21 protein-coding genes and 1 other RNA gene are annotated in these 20,749 nt (G+C 62.6%); 13 read left to right on the top strand and 9 right to left on the bottom strand.

The window, feature by feature from the left end:
• Positions 1 to 55: 55 nt before the first annotated feature.
• The 7 genes from D2N39_RS22895 to D2N39_RS11805 form a co-directional block, all read right to left on the bottom strand.
• Positions 56 to 193: a hypothetical protein gene (locus D2N39_RS22895; RefSeq protein ID WP_158589816.1), complete on the bottom strand. Its 138-nt coding sequence runs from the start codon at positions 191 to 193 to the stop codon at positions 56 to 58.
• A 52-nt stretch (positions 194 to 245) separates the two neighbouring features.
• Positions 246 to 656: RNase P RNA component class A (rnpB, locus tag D2N39_RS11830), an RNA gene on the bottom strand.
• 12 nt (positions 657 to 668) lie between these two features.
• On the bottom strand, positions 669 to 1,358 hold the full coding sequence (locus D2N39_RS11825) for an N-acetylmuramoyl-L-alanine amidase (RefSeq protein ID WP_119134975.1): 690 nt from the start codon (positions 1,356 to 1,358) through the stop codon (positions 669 to 671).
• A gap of 4 nt (positions 1,359 to 1,362) precedes the next feature.
• Positions 1,363 to 2,013 (bottom strand): hypothetical protein, encoded by a 651-nt coding sequence (locus D2N39_RS11820; RefSeq protein ID WP_119134974.1) that lies wholly within the window; start codon positions 2,011 to 2,013, stop codon positions 1,363 to 1,365.
• Between the two features lie 61 nt (positions 2,014 to 2,074).
• Positions 2,075 to 3,556 carry an Asp-tRNA(Asn)/Glu-tRNA(Gln) amidotransferase subunit GatA gene (gene gatA, locus D2N39_RS11815; protein ID WP_119134973.1) on the bottom strand — a complete coding sequence of 494 codons (1,482 nt, stop codon included), beginning with the start codon at positions 3,554 to 3,556 and terminating at the stop codon, positions 2,075 to 2,077.
• Positions 3,553 to 3,840 carry an Asp-tRNA(Asn)/Glu-tRNA(Gln) amidotransferase subunit GatC gene (gatC, locus tag D2N39_RS11810; protein WP_054300861.1) on the bottom strand — a complete coding sequence of 96 codons (288 nt, stop codon included), beginning with the start codon at positions 3,838 to 3,840 and terminating at the stop codon, positions 3,553 to 3,555. Before gatC ends, gatA begins: the two co-directional genes overlap by 4 nt.
• Positions 3,841 to 3,911: 71 nt before the next feature.
• On the bottom strand, positions 3,912 to 4,808 hold the full coding sequence (locus D2N39_RS11805; RefSeq protein WP_119134972.1) for a calcium-binding protein: 897 nt from the start codon (positions 4,806 to 4,808) through the stop codon (positions 3,912 to 3,914).
• 129 nt (positions 4,809 to 4,937) lie between these two features.
• On the opposite strand from D2N39_RS11805, the gene D2N39_RS11800 reads away from it, so the two are divergent.
• Positions 4,938 to 5,633 carry a metal-dependent hydrolase gene (locus tag D2N39_RS11800; protein WP_119134971.1) on the top strand — a complete coding sequence of 232 codons (696 nt, stop codon included), beginning with the start codon at positions 4,938 to 4,940 and terminating at the stop codon, positions 5,631 to 5,633.
• A 32-nt stretch (positions 5,634 to 5,665) separates the two neighbouring features.
• Here D2N39_RS11800 and D2N39_RS11795 read toward each other — a convergent pair whose 3' ends face one another.
• Entirely contained in the window at positions 5,666 to 6,124 is a 459-nt protein-coding gene (locus tag D2N39_RS11795) for a DsrE family protein (protein ID WP_233557122.1), read from the bottom strand.
• A gap of 75 nt (positions 6,125 to 6,199) precedes the next feature.
• The gene (locus D2N39_RS11790; protein ID WP_119134970.1) at positions 6,200 to 6,634 is read right to left on the bottom strand and encodes a nucleoside deaminase; all 435 of its coding nucleotides are present in this window, start codon (positions 6,632 to 6,634) and stop codon (positions 6,200 to 6,202) included.
• A gap of 140 nt (positions 6,635 to 6,774) precedes the next feature.
• On the opposite strand from D2N39_RS11790, the gene D2N39_RS11785 reads away from it, so the two are divergent.
• The 12 genes from D2N39_RS11785 (at position 6,775) to D2N39_RS11730 (ending at position 20,739) form a co-directional block, all read left to right on the top strand.
• The gene (locus D2N39_RS11785; protein ID WP_119134969.1) at positions 6,775 to 7,890 is read left to right on the top strand and encodes a pseudouridine synthase; all 1,116 of its coding nucleotides are present in this window, start codon (positions 6,775 to 6,777) and stop codon (positions 7,888 to 7,890) included.
• 205 nt (positions 7,891 to 8,095) lie between these two features.
• Positions 8,096 to 8,995, top strand: a complete 900-nt coding sequence (locus D2N39_RS11780) for a 5-bromo-4-chloroindolyl phosphate hydrolysis family protein (protein WP_119134968.1) — start codon at positions 8,096 to 8,098, stop codon at positions 8,993 to 8,995.
• Positions 8,996 to 9,079: 84 nt separating this feature from the next.
• On the top strand, positions 9,080 to 10,264 hold the full coding sequence (locus tag D2N39_RS11775; RefSeq protein ID WP_119134967.1) for a toxic anion resistance protein: 1,185 nt from the start codon (positions 9,080 to 9,082) through the stop codon (positions 10,262 to 10,264).
• A gap of 9 nt (positions 10,265 to 10,273) precedes the next feature.
• Complete coding sequence (locus D2N39_RS11770; protein ID WP_233557121.1) at positions 10,274 to 11,239, top strand: DUF2927 domain-containing protein; 966 nt, start codon at positions 10,274 to 10,276, stop codon at positions 11,237 to 11,239.
• A gap of 144 nt (positions 11,240 to 11,383) precedes the next feature.
• Positions 11,384 to 12,493, top strand: coding sequence for an SPFH domain-containing protein (locus tag D2N39_RS11765; protein ID WP_119134966.1), 1,110 nt, complete (start codon positions 11,384 to 11,386; stop codon positions 12,491 to 12,493).
• Between the two features lie 3 nt (positions 12,494 to 12,496).
• Positions 12,497 to 13,597 (top strand): primosomal protein N' (replication factor Y) - superfamily II helicase, encoded by a 1,101-nt coding sequence (locus tag D2N39_RS11760; RefSeq protein ID WP_119134965.1) that lies wholly within the window; start codon positions 12,497 to 12,499, stop codon positions 13,595 to 13,597.
• A 67-nt stretch (positions 13,598 to 13,664) separates the two neighbouring features.
• Positions 13,665 to 14,630, top strand: coding sequence for a phosphoribosylaminoimidazolesuccinocarboxamide synthase (locus D2N39_RS11755; RefSeq protein WP_119134964.1), 966 nt, complete (start codon positions 13,665 to 13,667; stop codon positions 14,628 to 14,630).
• Between the two features lie 202 nt (positions 14,631 to 14,832).
• Positions 14,833 to 16,071, top strand: coding sequence for a tyrosine-type recombinase/integrase (locus tag D2N39_RS11750; protein ID WP_119134963.1), 1,239 nt, complete (start codon positions 14,833 to 14,835; stop codon positions 16,069 to 16,071).
• Between the two features lie 192 nt (positions 16,072 to 16,263).
• Positions 16,264 to 17,505 (top strand): hypothetical protein, encoded by a 1,242-nt coding sequence (locus D2N39_RS22680; protein ID WP_147373479.1) that lies wholly within the window; start codon positions 16,264 to 16,266, stop codon positions 17,503 to 17,505.
• Positions 17,506 to 17,798: 293 nt separating this feature from the next.
• Entirely contained in the window at positions 17,799 to 17,981 is a 183-nt protein-coding gene (locus D2N39_RS11740; RefSeq protein WP_119134961.1) for a helix-turn-helix transcriptional regulator, read from the top strand.
• Positions 17,978 to 18,631, top strand: coding sequence for a hypothetical protein (locus D2N39_RS11735; RefSeq protein ID WP_119134960.1), 654 nt, complete (start codon positions 17,978 to 17,980; stop codon positions 18,629 to 18,631). Before D2N39_RS11740 ends, D2N39_RS11735 begins: the two co-directional genes overlap by 4 nt.
• Positions 18,628 to 20,739 (top strand): phage terminase large subunit family protein, encoded by a 2,112-nt coding sequence (locus D2N39_RS11730; RefSeq protein WP_119134959.1) that lies wholly within the window; start codon positions 18,628 to 18,630, stop codon positions 20,737 to 20,739. The genes D2N39_RS11735 and D2N39_RS11730 overlap by 4 nt, the downstream gene beginning before the upstream one ends.
• Positions 20,740 to 20,749: the final 10 nt, after the last annotated feature.

The following is a 20,749-nucleotide window of genomic DNA, read 5'->3' as shown; positions in this document are numbered from 1 at the left end:
GAAACACGGGAATCACCCCAGAAAAGCCAGACGATTCCCTATGAATCGCTATCCGTCAGGCAAAACCCGACCCCTCATAGGTGATCCGGCCACCGCAAATCGTCAGCGCAATCCCAACCGAACCAAGCTCCTCCAGACCAACCCCCTCAACATCGCCCCCCATCACCACAACATCAGCGGCACGGCGACGCATCACCAGTCGGCAACAGACGGATATGGCGTGCATATAAGGGGGATGCAGTAAGGTGCGCGGATGGCCTGTAAGCCGGATTCTGTCCAAGGCGTTGCCGCCCCTGGATGACCATTCCTCTGCGCGCCGCGTTACCACGGCGCTCTAGCTGCCAACCCGGGCACTCTTGGGCTGAAGCATCCCTTGCGGAGGTCTCCGACAGCCTTGCGGCTGAACGTCGGACCTTTCCGCGCGAGGCCCCTATTCGGCATTGCTCCGGGTGGGGCTTGCCTTGCCGGTCCTGTTGCCAGTCCCGCGGTGGGCTCTTACCCCACCGTTTCACCCTTACCCTGCAAGCAGGGCGGTTTGTTTTCTGTGGCGCTTTCCCTGGGGTTGCCCCCGCCGGGCGTTACCCGGCACCCTTACTTCATGGAGTCCGGACTTTCCTCGCACGTCTCGCGACGCACGCGGTCATCCAGCCATCCGCGCGACAGGCGGCTTACGCCTGCCCCACGGGGGCGTCAACGGGAAAACGGGTGGCAAGGTCCACAGCCATGGCCAGATCGGTGGCATCCACCGGGCCAGAGGCATCGGGCCGGAACCGCGCGCGGAAGGCCGCAAGCAGCAGATTTTCACCGACCTCGGGATAACCAAAGCCGCGCGCCGCCGCTACGAAGGCACCCGGTTCGGGGTCCGGCCCTGCTGTGGTCGCGGGCCAGACCGACAGGCCGCGCGCCGCCAGTCGCTGCCAGTCGAAGCTCGGGCCGGGGTCGGATTTGCGGGCAGGCGCCATGTCGCTATGGCCGATCACCCGTTCAGGCGGGATCTGCCAGCGGTGCATCAGATCGGCCAACAGCGTTTCAAGCGCCACCATCTGCGGTTCGGGGAAAGACCCTTTGCCGGGATGATCCAGCTCGATCCCGATGGAGCGCGAGTTCACATCGCTGACGCCACCCCAGGCCCCTGCCCCGGCATGCCAGGCGCGCAATTCCTCGGGCACCAGCGCGACCACCTCGCCCTGTTCCGAAATCAGGTAATGCGCCGAAACCTCGGCCTCGGGGTCGCAAAGCCGGGCCTGTGCGTCAGCGCAGCTTGCCATGGCGGTATAATGCAAAACGATCAGATCGGGTTGTGCCCCATTACGGCGCGGGCCGCAGTTCGGGGAAGGGTGATCGCCGAAGGCCAGCATCTGATCAGTTCATCGCCGCACGGAAAGGCACGGGCGTCCACGAACAGGCATAACCGTCGCCATCTGGATCAAGCCCCTTGCGGTCTTTCTCGGGCCCTCCGGCCTGAAGGAAGGCGATCTGCGCCTGATCCGAGGACGAGAAAGCGGCACAGGCGCGGTCGGCGTTCTTCAGTTGCAGCGACGACCGCGGATACATCGGCGTGCCCACCGCATGCGATGTGGACAGCGCGAACTGCACGATATTCGGCCCACTGGAGCTTTTCTGCACAGGCAGCGGCACAGTCACGGCAGGGCGCACGGGTTCCGGCGCGGGCGTCCCGTTGATCGCGGCACCGATCATGGCCCCAGTCACCTGGGGGCCGTCCGAGGCGCGGTCGATCGCCGCCCCCACGCGCTCAGCCGAGAAGCCGGGCGAGGTGGCAGTGGCGGTGGCACCCAGAGGCTGCTCTGCCGTCACGCCGCCCGGCATGATCGGCTGTGCGCCAGTCGCCACCATGGGGGTGCCATTGTTCAACGCCGCCTCGCGTCGGACGGCATAGCTGCTGTAATCCTCGAACCCGACACCGGCGCCGGAATCCGGCACGGCAGGCCCGCCACAGGCGGCCAGAAACACGACAGGGGCACAGAGCGTCAGGGCAGACAGCGAGCGGCGCATGGCATCCTTCCAGAAAGACATGACCGGCCCAAGGGGCCGGTCGCACTGATTTCGTGGTGGATTACCACCATTTCCGCGGTTTTTCCACAAATCCCGCCGCGCGTTCCAGCACATAGGCGTGATTGAGCAGATCCCCCTCTTCCCAGGGCCGCCCGATCAGTTGCAGACCCAGCGGCAACCCCTCGCGGTCCAGCCCCATCGGGACAGACACGCCCGGAAGCCCGGCAAGGTTCAGCGTCACGGTAAAGACATCGTTCAGATACATCTCGACCGGATTGGCGCTTTGCATCTCGCCCAAACCGAAGGCAGGACTGGGCGTGGTGGGGGCAAGGATCGCATCCACCCCGGCGGCAAACGCCTGTTCGAAGTCGCGCTTGATCAGTGCACGCACCTTGCGGGCACGATTGTAATAGGCGTCGTAGAAGCCAGCCGACAGCACATAGGTGCCGATCATGATACGGCGCTGCACCTCGGCGCCGAAGCCTTCGGCGCGGGTCTTCTCATACATCTCGGTGATGCCGTCGCCCGCCCCCAGCTTGGCGCGATGGCCATAGCGCACGCCGTCATAACGGGCGAGGTTCGACGATGCCTCCGCCGGGGCGATGACGTAATAGGCCGGCAGCGCGTATTTGGCATGCGGCAGCGAGATGTCGACGACCTCGGCCCCCGCCTCGCGCAGCATCTCGGCGCCCTTCTGCCACAGCGCCTCAATCTCCGGGCGTAGACCCGGCAGGCGGTATTCGCGCGGAATGCCAATCTTTTTGCCGCGGATGTCGCCGGTCAGCGCCGCCTCGAAATCCGGCACCGCCAGATCGGCGCTGGTCGAATCCTTCGGGTCATGCCCCGCCATCGCGCCCAGCAGGATCGCGGCATCGCGCACCGATTTCGTCATCGGCCCGGCCTGATCCAGCGACGAGGCATAGGCGATGATGCCCCAGCGGCTGACACGGCCATAGGTCGGTTTGATACCGACGATGCCACAGAAGGCGGCGGGCTGGCGGATCGAGCCGCCGGTATCGGTGCCGGTGGCCGCGATGCACAGGTCGGCCGCAACCGCGCTGGCCGAACCACCGGACGATCCGCCCGGCGAAAGCTCGCGGTCATCAACCCGCCAAGGGTTCACCGCCGGCCCGTAGCACGAGGATTCGTTGGACGAGCCCATGGCGAATTCGTCCATGTTCAGCTTGCCCAGCATCACCGCACCGGCGTCAAACAGCTTGGTGGTGACGGTGGATTCGTATTCCGGCTTGAACTCCTTGAGGATATTTGACGCTGCCTGAGAGGGCACGCCCTTGGTGCAGAACAGATCCTTGATGCCCAGCGGGATGCCGCACAGATCGGGCGCACCGCCCGCCTTCAGCCGCGCGTCCGCAGCCCGCGCCTGATCCAGCGCGATTTCCGGGGTCTTGTGGACATAGGCGCCCAGCGCGTCGCCCGCATCCATCGCGGTCAGACAGGCCATCGTCAGATCGGTGGCGGACAGATCGCCCTTGCGCAGCGCATCGCGCGCATCGGCAAGCGTCAGTTCGTTGGCGTTCGTCATTCCACCACCTTCGGCACGGCAAAGAACCCCTCGCGGGCATCGGGGGCGTTCTTCAGAACCAGTTCTTGGATATTGCCATCCGTCACCACATCGGCGCGGCGCTTCAGGCGCATCGGCGTGACCGAGGTCATTGGCTCCACCCCTGTCACATCCACCTCGTTGAGCTGCTCCATGAAGCCGAGGATATTCGAAAGCTCCCCCGCCAGCGCTGGCAGGTCGCTTTCATCTACCTGGATACGGGCGAGTTTCGCCACCCGCCGCGCGGTTTCAACGTCGATCGACATTGCCCGATCTCCCTTCGCATCTTTGCTCACCGTTTAACGGGGCCGACGCAGGCGCGCAAGGCGCAGGGGGGTCAGACCAGAATCGTCTCGCCGCTGGCAAGCAAATCGGCCAGATCAATCCCGCGCAGCAGGATGCTTGCCCGCCCGGTGGACAGAAGCGTGCCGGTCGCAAGCTGTTCGGGCAGCACATCCGGTTTCCCGATGACCTCGATCACATCGACCCCGATCACGAAATCGGTAACGACATCGCGTCCACCCCCGGCGCGCAGGATGAAAGTATCGGCCCCAGCCCCACCCTTCAGCACATCGTTTCCGGCACCGCCTTCCATCCGGTCGTTGCCACCGCCCCCATCAAGCCGGTCCCGCCCGCTGCCACCGTGGATCGTATCACGGCCACTGCCCCCGAAGACGGTATCGCGGCCCGCACCTGCCCGCGCGGCATCATTGCCCGCCCGCAGGTTGATCCGGTTATCCCCGGACAGATCCAGACGGTCGAATGCCGACAGCAGCGACCTGTCGAACCGATCATTGGCCCGCGTCCCGTCGATCCGCAGATCTTCCAGCCCCAGAAGCAGCCGCGCCAGACCCGCGCCATCCTCGTTGTTCACCACAGACAGCACCACATCTGGCGGATCAAGCGACAGGCCATCCAGACTGATCACGCTGCGCCCGCTGAGCGTGGATACCAGTTCGATTGCTTCGATCGAACCGCGCGACTGGTTCGCCAGCGCCTGCAATCCGCCCTTGTCGGCATCAAACTGCGTTGCCGTGCTGAACTGCCCGGTGATCTTCAGGTCGAACAACCCGCCCCGCTCATAGGTCCATTCCCGCAAGCCGCCCTCCAGAATCACCTCCGAAGGCACGGGCACATCCGGCCGCTCGCCCGTGCGTTCCAGAATGAATTTCATCTCGCCGAAAAGACCGGCGAGCTTGCGCCCGAAGGCTGCCGCAAAGGAAAGTCGGGGCATGAAACATCTCCATCCGGTTTAAAAATGCATCTTGGCGAAAGGTTAAGACGAAACGCCACCCCCGGCAACGAAACTTGCCAGTGCGCCCGCAAACGCCCACATTCAGGCAAATCGCAGAAAGGACTCCCCATGAAGATCATCTGGCTCGGCCATTCCGGTTTCCGCATCGAGATCGAGGGGGCGGTGCTCCTGATCGACCCCTGGCTGACCGGCAATCCGGTCTTTCCCGCCGACCGCCGGGCCGAGGCGCTGACCGGCGCCACCCATATCCTGCTGACCCATGCCCATGGCGACCATGCCGCCGATGCCGCCACGCTGGGGGCCGAGCTTGGCATCCCGGTCGCCTGCATCCATGAAGTCTCGGAATGGCTGAACGCGCAGGGCGGCGTGCAGACCATCGGCTTCGGCAAGGGCGGCACACTCAGCCTCAACGGCGCGGCGGTGACCATGGTGAACGCCACCCATTCCGCCTCGATCGACTTCAAAACCGGGGGGCTTCAACCCGCAGGCTCCGCCGCCGGTTTCATGATCGCGGGTGAGGGTCACACGATCTATGTCTCGGGCGATACCGACATCATGGCCGACATGGACTGGATGGGTGACTACCACAAACCCGACATCGGCATTCTGTCCTGCGGCGGCCATTATACGATGGACATGGCCCGCGCCGCCTATGCCGCCCGGCGCTATTTCAATTTCACCACCGTTATCCCCTGCCATTACAAGACCTTCCCGATCCTCGCGCAGGATGCGGCACCGCTGATCGAGGGCCTGCCCGGCGTGCAGGTGATCGAGCCTCGGGTGATGGAACCCATCACCCTCTGACCCCGGCGGCGCCCCGGCTGGGGCGCCCTTTCTCAGGGCTTCAGATAGGTATAGCCCTCATATTGCAACTCCATCAGCCGCACCGCACCCGAGGGCACCACCTGCGCATCCTCCAGCAGCGGCACCTCCTTGTTGGTCTTCTGCTTGATGGATTCAACCGTGTTCAGACAGGCGGAAAAGGTCAGATGCTCGTGCTGCAAAGCCAGATCGCCCACGCGTGAAGCGACCGGAGAAATATCTGACCGCAGCATGGTCAACCCCGGCCCATAGGTCACGATCTCGACCACAGCCTCTTTGCCAAGAGACTGATAATGCGCGATGATATTGACCGCATTGTTCAGCGCCATGTTCATCACCTTGGGATCGTCCTGATCCACATGGATCGCCACTTTCGGCACGTCAGGCACCTCCGCTTTCGCCCCCTGAGGGACGGCCGCAATGGCCAGAACCGCCGCCACGGCCAGACCGCGCATACCTTGCATGAAACCCATCCCATCCTCCCTTATGAGATTTTTCATATATATGAATATTGCTTTATACTTTCGCACTACGCAACAAATTTGCGCCTAAGCCCTGCGCGCCTCAAAAAACGCTTTCAACAGCGCCTCAGCCTCGCCCCCGCCAATGCCGTCATAGACTTCGGGCACATGATGGCATTGCGGATGCGCAAAGACCCGCGCCCCCACCGCGACACCGCCGCTCTTGGGATCGGCCGCGCCATAATAGAGCCGTGCGATCCGCGCCGCCGAAATCGCGGCGGCACACATCGGGCAAGGCTCCAGCGTGACGTAAAGGTCGTGCCCCACCAGCCGCTCCTGCCCCAGCAACGCACAGGCAGCCCGGATTGCCAGCACTTCGGCATGCGCGGTCGGGTCATTCAACTCGCGCGTGCGGTTCCCCGTCCGCGTCACCACCGCCCCCGAAGGCGCGACAACGACCGCTCCTACCGGCACCTCGCCCCGGTCACCCGCCGCACGCGCCTCCTCCAGCGCCAGATCCATATATGACCGGAAGCCGCTCACCGTTGCCCTTTCCCCTGCAAACCCGTAATTTGCACCTTGAAGAAATACTCTCGGGGGTCCGGGGGCAGACAGCCCCCGGGGCCGCCGCCCCCCGCCTCCCCCTACATGCCGGGAAACCCATGTCAGAACAAGTCAGGCCCAAAGCGCCGAAATCCGCGGCCCCCAAACCCGCCCCCGAAGGCGAGCGGATCGCCAAGGTGTTGTCACGCGCGGGCGTCGCCTCGCGGCGCGAGGCGGAACGGATGATCGAGGCTGGCGAGGTCAAGGTGAACGGCAAGGTCATCACCTCGCCCGCGCTGAACGTGACCGCCAAGGACCGCATCACCGTGCGGGGCGAGCCGCTGGCTGCTAAACAGCCCGCCCGGCTCTGGCTTTACTACAAGCCCGAAGGGCTGGTCACCTCGGCTTCCGACGAAAAGGGCCGCGATACGGTGTTCGACCACCTGCCAGAGGAACTGCCGCGCGTCATGTCCATCGGGCGGCTCGACCTCAATTCCGAAGGTCTGCTGTTGCTGACCAATGACGGCGGGCTAAAGCGGCAACTGGAATTGCCTTCGACCGGCTGGTTGCGCAAATACCGGGTCCGGATCCATGGCAACCCGACCGACGCGGATTTTGAACCGCTGCGCAAGGGGATCGAGGTCGAAGGCGAGCGCTTTCAGCCCATGCAGGTCAGTCTTGACCGGGTGCAGGGCGCGAATGCCTGGGCCACTGTCGGTCTGCGCGAGGGCAAGAACCGCGAGATTCGCCGCGCCATGTCGGCCATCGGGTTGACGGTGAACCGGCTGATCCGCGTCTCCTACGGACCCTTCCGTCTGAACGACCTGCAACCCGGCGAGGTGGCCGAGATCAAGGGCCGCATTCTGCGCGAACAGCTTGGCTTTGACCCGGATGGCGGCGAGGAACTGGAACTGCCGGAAAAGCCGAGGGGGAAACCGGCGCCGAAGCGCGGCACTACTGCCAAGCCTGCGACCCGCTCCGCCCCCGCCAAACCGGGCAAACCGGGGGCGCGGCTGACACGATCTGCCGAAGAATGGCTGGATGCGGCCGAAGTCCGCGCGATCCGCGCGGGCAAACCGGCGGCAGGCAAGACGGCTTCGGCCCGGCCGGCAAGCGGCAAGCCGCGCCCTTCCGGCGCCGATAGCGGCCCGCGAAAGACCGGCGGCGCCCCCCGCCCTGCCCGCGACAGCGCCCCGCCCGCTGGCAAACCGCGCCCGCCGCGCGGCAAAGGATGAGACGCAAGCCGGCAGGGGGAAATTTCGTGCCCCTGCACCACTGGAATGCTGATCCCGCCTCACCTATAGTCTGGACGCGGCCCCGCGCCGCACCGGCTTGACCTTGCCCCCGGAGGCCCGATGCCCGCATCTGCCATCCAGAGCTTCAGCTTCATCCTGCTGATGGCGCTCGTGCTTTACGTCGCATTCGCCGGAGGCGCGTAAGATGGCCCAGCGTTTCGGCGGCAAATATTCCCCCACCGGCGAGGTGCAGCGCGATCATCCCGCCGCCCCGCCGCAGCCGCCCGCCAATCCCTTCGACAGCCGCCGCCCGGTGCGGGCCGGAGCGCGTTCGAACCTGATGTTTGCGGTGCCGGTGGTGTTCGCGCTGCAAGCCTTCCGCGCCGATCCCGCCGGGCTGGTGTTCGGCCTTGCCGCCACCGGGCTCAGCCTCGGGGCGGCCTGGCTTACGCGCGAAGGCATCCGCGCGCAGGAGGCCTACGACCAGCGCCGCGTCGCCAAGCGCCCGGCCTTTCCGCGCAAGATCGCCGGCGCATTGCTGACCGGGCTTGGCCTTGCCGCCGCAGGCATGATGACCACCGGCGCACCGCTGCTGGCAGTCGTGTTCGGCGCCATCGGCACCGCGCTGCATCTGGGCGCCTTCGGGCTTGACCCGTTGCGCGACAAGGGTGCCGAAGGAATCGACGCCTTCCAGACCGAGCGCGTTGCCCGCGCCGTGGACGAGGCCGAGACTTATCTGGCTGCCATGAAAGACGCGATCCTGCGCGCCCGCGACCGTGCATTGGAAGCGCGGGTGGACCGCTTCGCCGCCGCCGCGCGCCAGCTGTTCCGTATGGTCGAAAACGACCCCGGTGACCTGTCCGCCGCCCGTAAATACATGACCGTCTATCTGATGGGCGCACGCGATGCGACCGTGCGTTTTGCCGATCTTTACGCGCAGAACCGCGACCCGAAGGCGCGTAGCGAATACGAAGCCCTGTTGGCCGATCTGGAAACCAATTTCGCCGGGCGCACCAAGGCGCTTCTGGCCAATGACGCCAGCGCGCTGGACGTGGAAATCCAGGTGCTGCGCGAAAGGCTGCAATATGAGACGCCGAAAGCCTGAGGCAACAGCGTTGAGAAGCCGCATGGCGCCGCGTATAACCCGCGCAAAGTGTTCGTATCCCGTTTCAAACCCCGTGAGGCCAGAATGACCGAGACCGTTCGCACCGAAGCCGCCGCCGCCCTGGCGGAAGTGGAGAAAGTCACCGCCGTCGTCCTGCCCGAACCGGGCACCGAGGTCGTGCCGCTGGCCGCCGCTGCCCCCGCCGATGCGGCCGAGATCCGCAAGCGGATGGACGAGCTGGACATGACCAATACCCAGTCCATCATCTCTTTCGGCTCGTCTGCGCAGGCCGAACTTCAGGTCATCAGCCAGCAGATGCTGGCCGACGTAAAGAACAAGGATGTCGGCCCGGCGGGCGACGGGCTGCGGTCCATGGTCTCCACCCTGCGCGGATTTTCGGTATCCGAACTGGATGTCCGCCGCGAACGTAGCTGGTGGGAAAAACTGCTGGGCCGCGCCGCGCCTTTCGCCAAATTCGTGGCGAAATACGAAGAGGTGCAGGGCCAGATCGACCGCGTGACGACCGACCTGCTGGAACATGAGCACAAGCTGCTGAAAGACATCAAGTCGCTTGACCTGCTTTATGCCCGGACGCTCGACTTCTACAACGAACTCGCACTTTACATCGCGGCGGGCGAGGCGAAACTGGCCGAGTTGGACGCAACCGTAATCCCCGCGAAAGAGGCCGAGGTCGCCGCCGCACCGGAAAACGAACAGGTGCTGAAGGCGCAGGAGCTGCGCGACCTGCGCGGCGCCCGCGACGATCTGGAACGCCGGGTGCACGACCTGAAGCTGACCCGTCAGGTGACGATGCAATCGCTGCCTTCGATCCGGCTGGTGCAGGAAAACGACAAGTCGCTGGTCACCAAGATCAATTCGACGCTGGTGAACACCGTGCCGCTGTGGGAAACCCAGCTGGCGCAGGCAGTCACCATCCAGCGCTCGCGCGAGGCGGCGGGGTCGATCAAGGCGGCGAATGACCTGACGAACGAGCTTCTGACTTCCAACGCCAAGAACCTGCAGGAAACCAACCGCATCGTCCGCACCGAGATGGAGCGTGGCGTCTTCGACATCGAGGCGGTGAAACAGGCCAATGCCACGCTGATCGCCACGATCAACGAAAGCCTCGCCATTGCCGACGAGGGCAAGGCCAAGCGCGCGGCGGCAGAGGCCGACCTGCACAAGATGGAGGCGGAGCTGCGCGATACGCTGGCTTCGGCCAAGGCCCGGCGCGACGGGCTGGGCACCGCCACCGGCACTTCGGTCTGAGTTCGCATTGTGGCAAAGGGCCTGCGCCGTTTTTTTCTGAACCGTTCCGGTCTTGCCGCTTTGGCGCTGACCGTGTTTTCGGCATGTGGGCAGGCCCCTGTCACGCCCGTTCCGCCCGCATCCGGCCCGGCACCGCGCCCGGCCCAGCCTACGACACGCCCCGAGATTTCTGCGGAAAGCCGGGCGCTGGAACATTATTACGCGCAGGTGCAGGCTGATCTTCTGTCACAGCACCTGTTGCGCACCGATGGCGGCGGGGTGGATACGCCTTTCACCGATACGATGCTGACGGAAAACTTCATCCGCATCGCCTTGTTCGACGAATATCGGCGCGGCGCGGGCGGGCTTGTCGCGCAGGAAACCGCCAGCCGGTTGCGCCGGTGGGACGCGCCGGTGCGCATGAAGCTGGTGTTCGGCGCCTCTGTCGCGCCAAACCGCCGGGCGACCGACCGGGCGCGCATCGCCTCCTACCTGTCGCGGCTGTCCGCGATCACCGGCCACCCGATCGGGCTGGCAGACAGCAACCCGAATTTCTTCGTTTACATGGTGAACGAAGATGAACGCCGCGCGCTTGGCCCGGTGATCAGCGCCACCTTGCCGGATCTGTCCGGCGCGGAGGTTGCGGGGCTGACCAATCTGCCGCGTTCGACCTATTGCATCGTCTATGCGCTGTCGGAGGGCCATTCCTCGACCTACTGGCGCGCGTTCGCCGTCATCCGGGCCGAACATCCCGACCTGTTGCGCCTGTCCTGTATCCATGAGGAAATCGCGCAGGGGCTGGGCCTTGCAAATGACAGCCCGCTGGCGCGCCCGTCGATCTTCAATGACGACGAGGAATTTGCGCTGCTGACCCGGCAGGACGAGTTGATGTTGAAAATGCTCTACAACCCTGCCCTGAGGCCGGGGATGAGCGCGGCAGAGGCCCGCCCCATCGTGCGCGAACTGGCAATGCGGCTGGTCGGCGGCCCAAGCTGAACGACCGGGGCTGCCGGTGCGACGCAATTCCCCCGCAACCCCCCTTCAAACCTCTGTCACCTCGGTTATGTTACCCACATGCAGGACGGGCAACGTGGCCCGCCCCGGCGCGGCTTTTGCGCCCGGTAACGGAAAGGTTTCGTCATGGTTTTCGATTTTCTGAAAGGCGAATTCATTGATGTCATCGCCTGGCTCGACGACACCCGCGATACGATGGTCTGGCGGTTCGAGCGACGCGGGCAGGCCATCAAATACGGCGCCAAGCTGACAGTGCGTGAGGGACAGGCTGCGGTTTTCGTGCATGAGGGGCAGCTGGCCGATGTGTTTGGCCCCGGCCTTTACATGCTCGAAACCAACAACATGCCGATCATGACCACGCTTCAGCACTGGGACCACGGCTTCCAGTCGCCGTTCAAGAGCGAGATCTATTTCGTCAACACCACCCGCTTCAACGATCTGAAATGGGGCACCAAGAACCCGATCATGTGCCGCGACCCCGAATTCGGGCCGGTGCGGCTGCGGGCCTTCGGCACCTATTCGATGCGCGTGTCCGACCCGGCGGTGTTCCTTAAGGAAATCGTCGGCACCGATGGCGAATTTACCGCCGACGAAATCAGCTTTCAGATTCGCAACGTGATCGTGCAGGAAATGAGCCGCGTGCTGGCCTCATCCGGCATCCCGGTGCTGGACATGGCGGCGAATACTGCCGATCTGGCCAAACTGATCGCCACCGCAATCGCCCCCAAGATCGCCGAATACGGGCTGGTGCTGCCGGAGTTCTATATCGAGAACGTCAGCCTCCCCGAAGAGGTCGAAAAGGTGCTGGACAAGCGCACCTCGATGGGGATTGCGGGCGATCTGAACAAATACATGCAGTTCAACGCCGCCGAGGCAATGAATGCGCCGGGTGGTGCCATGGGCAGCGCGATGGGCGCCGGGATGGGGGCGGCACTTGGCATGGGCATGGCGGGCCAGATGCAACCCGGCCCCTGGGGCACCGCACCGCAGGGTGCGGCAGCGGCTCCGCCCCCGCCTCCCCCGCCGCCGACTGCGAAACAGTGGCATGTCGCCGAAAACGGCGCGACGAAAGGCCCGTTCACCGAAGCAGAGCTGCAAGCCATGGCACTGTCAGGCGGGCTGTCGCGCGGCAGCATGGTCTGGACCGCCGGTCAGGACGGCTGGAAAACCGCCGCCGACACCGAACTCAGCCGGCTTTTCGCGCAGGTGCCCCCGCCCCCGCCGCCCGGAGCCTGAGCCTTGGACGGAACCGAACGGCATTTCCCGTGCGAATCCTGCGGGGCGGATCTGCGATTCGCCCCCGGCCAGACGCAATTGCGCTGCGATCATTGCGGCCATGTGCAGACGATCCCCGAGGCCGCGCCGGAAGGCCGGACACGGGCCTTGGGCGAACATGACCTGACCGCCGCGCTGCGCGACGCCCTGCCGCCCGGCGCGATGGAGGATGTGCGCACCACCCCCTGCCCCTCTTGCGGCGCGCTGGTCGAGTTTCGCGGCGCCGAACATGCCACCGAATGCCCGTTCTGTGCCACGCCCGTGGTCATCGGCACCGGCACCAACCGGCAGATCAAGCCGCAGGCGCTGATCCCGTTCCAACTGGATGAACGCACCGCCCGCGCGGCAATGGGCAAATGGTTGGGCAGCCTGTGGTTCGCCCCGAACGGCCTTGTGGAATATGCCCGCAAGGGCCGGGCGCTGAACGGGCTTTACGTCCCCTACTGGACGTTCGATGCCGAAACCCGCAGCGCCTATACCGGGCAACGCGGCGAATATTACTATGAAACCCGCACTGTCACCGTCGATGGCAAAAGCCGTCAGGAACGGGTGCAGAAGACACGCTGGTATCACGCCAGCGGCCGGGTGCGGCGGTTCTTTGACGATGTGCTGGTGCTGGCCTCGTCCTCGCTGCCCCGCCGCTATACCGATGCGCTGGCCCCTTGGGATCTGGGCCGCCTGGAACCCTACCGCGAGGATTACCTCGCCGGGTTCACCGCCGAAGGCTACACCGTCGGGCTGGAGGAAGGCTGGGCCCGCGCGCGCGAGGTCATGGCGCAGGTCATCGCGCAGGATGTGCGCCGTGACATCGGCGGAGACGAACAGCGCATCACCTCGGTCAACACCGATTATTCGGCGGAAACCTTCAAACATGTGCTGCTGCCGATCTGGATGGCGGCCTATAAATACAACGGCAAGAGCTATCGCTTCGTCGTCAACGGCCAGACCGGCAAGGTGCAGGGAGAACGGCCCTACAGCGCCTGGAAGATCGCCTTTGCCATCCTGCTGGCGCTGATCGTGGCCGGGGCCTTCGCCTGGGCCAACCAGAAAGGCTATCTGGGATGAGGGGGCACGAGGTTGACAGCCCCCCGCCCGCGCGCGATAGGCAGCCAACCCGCGACCGGAGGCCCCCATGCGTGTTCTGACCGAAGCCCGTATCCCGGAACTGCCCAACCCCTATTTCGGCAAGGTCCGCGATTGCTATGACCTGCCGCCGACTCCCGACTTCCCCGAGGGCCGCCGCATCCTGATCTCGTCTGACCGGATTTCCGCCTTTGACCGGATTCTGGCGGCGATCCCCTACAAGGGGCAGGTGCTGACGCAGGTCGCGCGCTGGTGGTTCGACCGCACCGCCGATATCTGCGGCAATCACGTCGTGGCCTACCCGGATGCCAATGTGGTGATCGGCAAACGGCTGACCATCCTGCCGGTGGAGATCGTGGTGCGCGGCTATCTGGCGGGCACCACCGGCACCTCGGTGCTGACGCTTTACAAGAAGGGGCAGCGGCAGATGTATGGCCATACCCTGCCCGACGGGTTGCGCGACAATGAGGCGTTGCCGCAGGCGATCATCACGCCGACGTCGAAAGCCTTCGACGGTGGCCATGACGAGCCGCTGACTGCCACCGAGATCGTGGAACAGGGCCTGCTGAGCCAAGCACAATGGGACGAGGTTTCCACCAAGGCGCTGGCGCTGTTCGCGCGCGGGCAGCAGATGGCGGCGGAGCGCGGGCTGATCCTCGTCGATACGAAATACGAATTCGGCGTGGATCTGGACGGCAATATCCTGCTCGCGGACGAGATCCATACCCCGGACAGCAGCCGTTATTGGCTGGCCGATGGCTATGAGACTGCCCTGCGCGACGGGACGCGGCCGCCGAGCTTTGACAAGGATGTCATCCGCGCCTGGGTCGCGGCGCGCTGTGACCCCTACAAGGATACCATCCCCGAGATCCCCGCAGAGATGATCGAGGCGACGAGCGCCGTCTATATTCAGGCTTTCGAGGCGATCACCGGCGAGACTTTCGTGCCCGATCTGGAAGGCGCCACCGTGCTGGACCGGGTGCGCGCCCATCTCGCGCCGTATTTCGGGGCGTGAGGCATCGAGGGGAGGCTGCCTGCCTCCCCCGCCAACGTCTCACGACGGATCACACGGCGTCAAATTGTATCTCAATATCATTGAAATTAAACGGATTTTCTGATCCCATTGTCTCACGCCGCATCATGGCGCCGCAGAGAAGCGCAGCGATTTGGCGTAAAAATCGGCACGAAATACGCCACCTCCGGGATGAGACACGCACATGTTGAGCGATTTGAAAATTCGAAAGTTGAAGCCCGAAGCCGAGGCATTCAGGGTCTTCGACGGCGAAGGGCTATATCTGGAAGTCACCCCGAGCGGGACGCGATCTTGGCGGATGGATTACAGATTCGGCGCGCGACGCAGTAGCATGGCCTTGGGGCGATACCCCGCCATGTCGCTGCGGGAAGCACGCGAGGCGCGTGATGCGGTGAAGGACGATATTGCGGCGGGCCGCGATCCGCGCCAGCGCAAAGCCCCTGCCCCGGCGCCCGAGGCCGTAGTGACGTTCCGTAGCGTTGCGGAACGCTGGATTGAGAACAATGAAACTGCTTGGGTGCCGGAATACACCAAGCGGATCGTTGCCCGCCTTACCGGAGATGTATTCCCAGCAATCGGGCACATTGCAATCGACGGTGTTACGGCGAAGCAAATCATCGCCGTGGCCCGCAGCGTCGAGGACCGGGGTGCCATAGATATGGCTCGCCGCGTGGTGCAGATGATTTCAGGCGTCTTTGTCTTTGCCGCGTCGGAAGAACTGGTGCAGGTCAACCCCGCTTCAATCGTAACGCCAGCCCTCGCCAAGCGGCCCGGCAAAGGGCGCCGCAGTTCCTTGGCGGCGCCTGAACTTCGGACGATTTACGCGGATGTTCTTGCGCGGGAAACGGTGAACATCTCACTCAAATGCGCCCTGCGTTTTACGATGCTGACCTTCGTTCGCACCGCAGAAACGCGCTTTGCTACTTGGGACGAGTTTGACGCGCTGGACGGGGATGAGCCGCTGTGGCGCATTCCGGCTGAGCGGATGAAGATGCGCCGGGAACACCTTGTCCCACTGTCCCGGCAGGCCGTGGCCGTGCTGAATGAAATGCGATCCATTTCGGGGCGCGGCCCATTCGTCTTTCCGTTGCACGAGATGGACCTTGGCAGGCCACTGGCAAAAAATGCAATGCTGGGCGAACTATACGCCATGGGGCTGAGCGGCCGGGCCACGGTTCACGGCTTTCGGCATACCGCCTCGACATGGCTCAACGAAGCCGAGTTCAACCGGGACTGGATCGAGATGCAGTTAGCTCATGTCGATGGTGGGGTTCGTGGGGTCTACAACTCGGCGCAATATCTGCGGCAGCGGCGCGGCATGATGCAGGTCTGGGCCGACTTTCTGGACCAGCGGGAATCGCAGGCCGAGGAAGCCGTGGCCCCGCATGACAAGATCGAGATGTTCCGCGACTTGTTGGGATAAGAGGCTCAAGGGATGACATACAAGCACGAGAAGATAATTGATCCTATTGAAAATCTGTGTTTGCACCTGTTAGATGCGAGCGAGGATTGTTGCGAGCGATGCGCCACGCATCCCGCGCAACAATGGCAATGCTGACACTATTCCACTCCAAACAAAAATACTATCATACAGGGCCAAACATTAGGTGATGAAATGAGTAACGAAATCGTTCGACGCGTCAATAGAATTGACGATGCGACACTCATTGAAACAATGGAACGCATAAGGAAGGTGTTCCCATCAATTGATGCCAACATAACTTACAAATACTTCCAGAATATTGAGTTTTCCACAGAAGATTTAGATAAAAGAAAATTGAAGGGAAAATACGGCATTAATTCCGCCGACCTAACAATGTCAATAGAGGCTGGCGTAAATTTAAGAGTTGAATTTCGCCGCCAAATCCTATCTGCACCACACAGCCCTCTCATGCCATCCGCCAGATATGACGAGTTCGTCATCCATTTCGGAGAAAACTCAGGGAGATGGGCGCGTCGCAAAAAAGATGTTCAACTCGTCTCGGATATAGTTGGAGGTTCGGTCCCTGACGTTAACTACAGCGATGAAACATCCAGCGCAAGTGCATTCAAAATTCTCCTTGATGACTTTTCCGCAACTCATCGTCAAATGCTGGATTCGCTAAATGATCAGATTAAGTTGACCGATGAACGAAGGGCTGCGGCCGACAGCGAGGCCCTTGAACGCGAGAATGCGCGTCTGGAAGAACATCGCAAAGCGTTAGAATTAATTGATTTGGAGCGAAAGAAACTTTCCCTGCAGTCCCACATGGCAGAGCGAAGACGATTAATGGAAGCATTGACTCAAAGCGCAAAAGATCAGGCTTCTACCAATAAACTGCCCAACGCAACCATCGCCATGCGTTGGGGTGTTTTTGCGGCCTCGCTAGTTGTGTCCATCGCCGCTGGTGTTTTATCTTTCCAGAGTTTTGCCGCTCTGAGTTCGAAAGAAGCCCATACTGCAATTGACTGGTTTCTACTTGCCCGTGGCATCATAGGCAGCATAGTTGCCATTGCCGCCGCCGCCTACGCCACTGGATGGCTCAAGTCGTTCTACGAGGCTGATGCCAAGGCGGCGCGCGACATGCAGCGGTTTCACTACGATTTGAGTCGGGCGAGTTGGATCATTGAAACCGTGCTAGAAGTCCAACATGAAGGCAAAGGCGCAATCCCCAGCGAATGGATCGAGGGTGTAACGCATGGGTTATTCGAGCGCGCTCAACCGAGCAATTCGGCCGATGAGGGGACGCAAGCCCTTGGTGCATTATTGGGCTTCGCAGGATCAGCTTCTTTCGGTCCAGATGGTGCAAGAATTGACGTTGGCCGTAAGGGCACGCGCCAATTAGCGCAAGCACTGAAGTCCGGCGAATCCGAATAGAAACTATTCTTCTGCGCAAAACAGAACTCAAACCTCGCCGGTAGTGAGAACCACGCCAACCTGCGCCTGCATGGACACAGCATGTCGTGATGCGGGAAGCCCCTCCGAGGTTCCGACCCTTAGCCCGACACTGGCCGTCGCATTGGGGTCCACGTTGCCGCCTCACGAAATCTGCATACCATCTCGCTGCACAACTGATCAACCATTTATTGAACAGTCAGCCTTGACACACATCTGTTCCACTTTGTATTGAATACGCACCAAATGATGCAGCTTGCGACAGGGTGAGACACATGGCCGAACCGAGCTACCGATTCATGCGCATCAAGGAGATTGAGGCGCTGACCTCGCTCAGCCGGGCCACGATTTACCGCATGATTTCCAGCGGCTCCTTCCCGGCACAGATCAAGATCGGGCACAACTCCGTCTGGCGTGACGACCTGGTGCAGCGATGGATGGATGAGGCCCAGGCATGACGAACGCTTTCGCTGATCTGCTGGGCGCAGAGCCGGAGGACGACTTCGACCCCGGCACGGAATACGCGCCGCCCGCGCCAAGCGGTAAGGACTTCCGCACGCTCAAGCCCAGCCATGTCCACGAACTCGACCGTGGCGTGACGATCAACTGGCTGGCTCAAGCCTTCCTCAAGCCCCGGAAGGATGTGGAAAAGCTGCTGGCGCGCTGCCCCATTCTGCGGATGGGGCCGAACAGTTCGAAGATTTACGACTTCCGGGTTGCGGCCGCATTCATGGTGCCGCCGCGTGTCAGCGTCAAAGACTACATCAAGAACCTCGAACCGAAGGACTTGCCGGAACGCCTGCGATCCGAGTTTTGGAGTGCGCGGCTAAAAGAGCAAAAGGCCCGCCTCATTGCGCGCGAATTGTGGCGATCCGAAGATGTTCAAGCCGCGTTCGGTGACGTGCTGAAACTGATCAAGGATACCGTGCTTCTGTGGACCGACACCGTGGAAGAAAGTTCGGGCATCACCGACGAACAGCGCGCCATCCTTGACGAATTGTCCCGTGACCTCTTGGCCCGTGTCGGGGACTCAATCGACAGCTATTGCACCGGATCGGCACAATTTCCGAGCCAAGAATCCGAATTGGAAGATGGGGGTGAACAATGAGATTGCGCCATACAATTCAATCGCTGATCCGCAGCACGATCACGGCGGTAAGGCCCGCTGAAAAACTTACCGTTTCTGAATGGGCGGAAAAGTATCGCTACCTGAACAACACAGGTTCGTATGTCGGTCTTTGGGACCACGACAAAACGCCTTACATGCGCGAACCCATGGACGAACTGACCTCGCTCGATTTCACCGCGATGATTTTCGCCGGGCCAGCGAGAACCGGCAAATCGGACATTGCGTTCAACTGGCTGGGATATAGCGCGGCCTGTGACCCGTCAGACATGTTGTATTACGCAATGACGCAAAGCGTCGCAAGCGAGTGGTCACAGCGCGATCTTATGAAGGTGATTCGCGCCAAGAAACCCGGCGAAAAGCAGAGCATATTCCAAGCCATGCTGCGCCCCGGCAAGAACAACATCTTCGATAAGTGGTTCAAGTCCGGTATGCAACTCATGGTCCGCTGGCCTTCGATCACCGAATTGTCTGGCAAGACCGTGCCCCATGTCTGGTTGGCGGATTACGACCGCATGGAACAGGACGTGGAAAAGCAGGGCAATCCGTTCGATCTGGCCCGAAAGCGCACCACGACATACAAGCGGTTCGGCATGACCGTGGCCGAGGCGTCGCCCGGCTTCGAGGTCGTGGATCAGAACTGGATCGCGGCAACGCCGCATGAAGCGCCGCCGACGAAAGGCATTCTTGAACTCTATAATCGCGGCGACCGGCGCCGCTGGTATTGGCGTTGCCCGGCCTGCGACACGGCCTTCGAACCGACCTTTGCATTGCTCAGCTATCCCGGCAGCGGTGACATAATCGACCGGGCCAATGGCGCCGTCATGGTCGCGCCGTGCTGCGGTGGCATCATTACGCCGGATCAGAAATATGATCTGAACCGGAACGGGCGCTGGCTGAAGGAAGGCCAGAAGTGGAACCCGGACGGCTCTATCAGCGGCACGGCCCGCAAGTCCGACATTGCTTCGTTCTGGCTCAACGGCGCGGCCGCAGGGTTCCAGTCCTGGGCCGGTCTGGTCACGTCCTACCTTCAGGCCATGGAGGCATGGGACAATTCCGGCGATACCGGCGCACTGAAGAAGTGCCTTAACACCGACTTGGGGCAACCCTACGAGCCGCCGAAGAACAAACACGCAAGGCTTCCCGAGGAACTTCGCACCAGGGTGGAGGATTGGGGCGGCGGCCACCGTTACGAAGACCGGGAACCCATGGTGCCGCCGTGGGTGCGCTTCCTCATCGCAACAATCGACGTGCAGGCCGATGCTTTCGTGGTGCGGATCACAGGCTTCGGCCCCGGCAACGACATGACGCTGATCGACACGTTCAAAATCCGCAAATCGAACCGTCTCGATCCGCACGATTTGCGCGGCACGCAATACGCGAAGCTGGACCCGGCGTCATACCCCGAGGATTGGGACTTGATCGTGGAGCAGGTGATCGAATCGTCTTACCCTCTGGCCGATGGCTCGGGGCGCCGCATGGCAATCAAGGCCACGGGATGCGACTCCGGCGGCAAGGACGGCGTGACGACGAACGCCTATACCTTCTGGCGCAAGCTGCGCGACGACTCGGAAGGCCGTGGTTATCACCGCCGTTTCCATCTCGTCAAAGGCACGACGACCCGCGACGCGCCGCGCCGCAAGACCAGCTACCCGGACTCGAACCGCCGGGATCGCAACGCTGGTGCCCGTGGCGATGTGCCGGTGCAACTGTTCAATTCGAACCTGCTGAAAGACCAGTTGAACGCCCTGCTGGGCCGGGCTGAACCCGGTGGCGGCATGATGCGCTTTCCGGCTTGGACCCCGATCTGGGTTTTCAAGCAACTCACCGCCGAGGATCGCGGGCCGAAGGGCTGGGTGAACCCGTCCAACCGTCGCAACGAGGATTGGGACTTGTCGTATTACGCCTTGGGCCTGTGTCTTCACCCCGACATTAACCTTGAGCGGATCACCTGGAACGACGGTGAACCGGCATGGGCGAAGCCGTGGGATGAGAACATCTTCGTGTTCGCCCCCGAGGAACCCGGCCCGATCAGGGTTGACGGTGGGCCGCCCATCAATCTGCGGCGCATCGCTGACGGCTTCCTCTAAATTCAACATT

The organism is Gemmobacter lutimaris (assembly GCF_003570715.1).
GTDB lineage: Bacteria > Pseudomonadota > Alphaproteobacteria > Rhodobacterales > Rhodobacteraceae > Gemmobacter > Gemmobacter lutimaris.
This window is presented reverse-complemented; position numbering and strand designations above follow the sequence as displayed.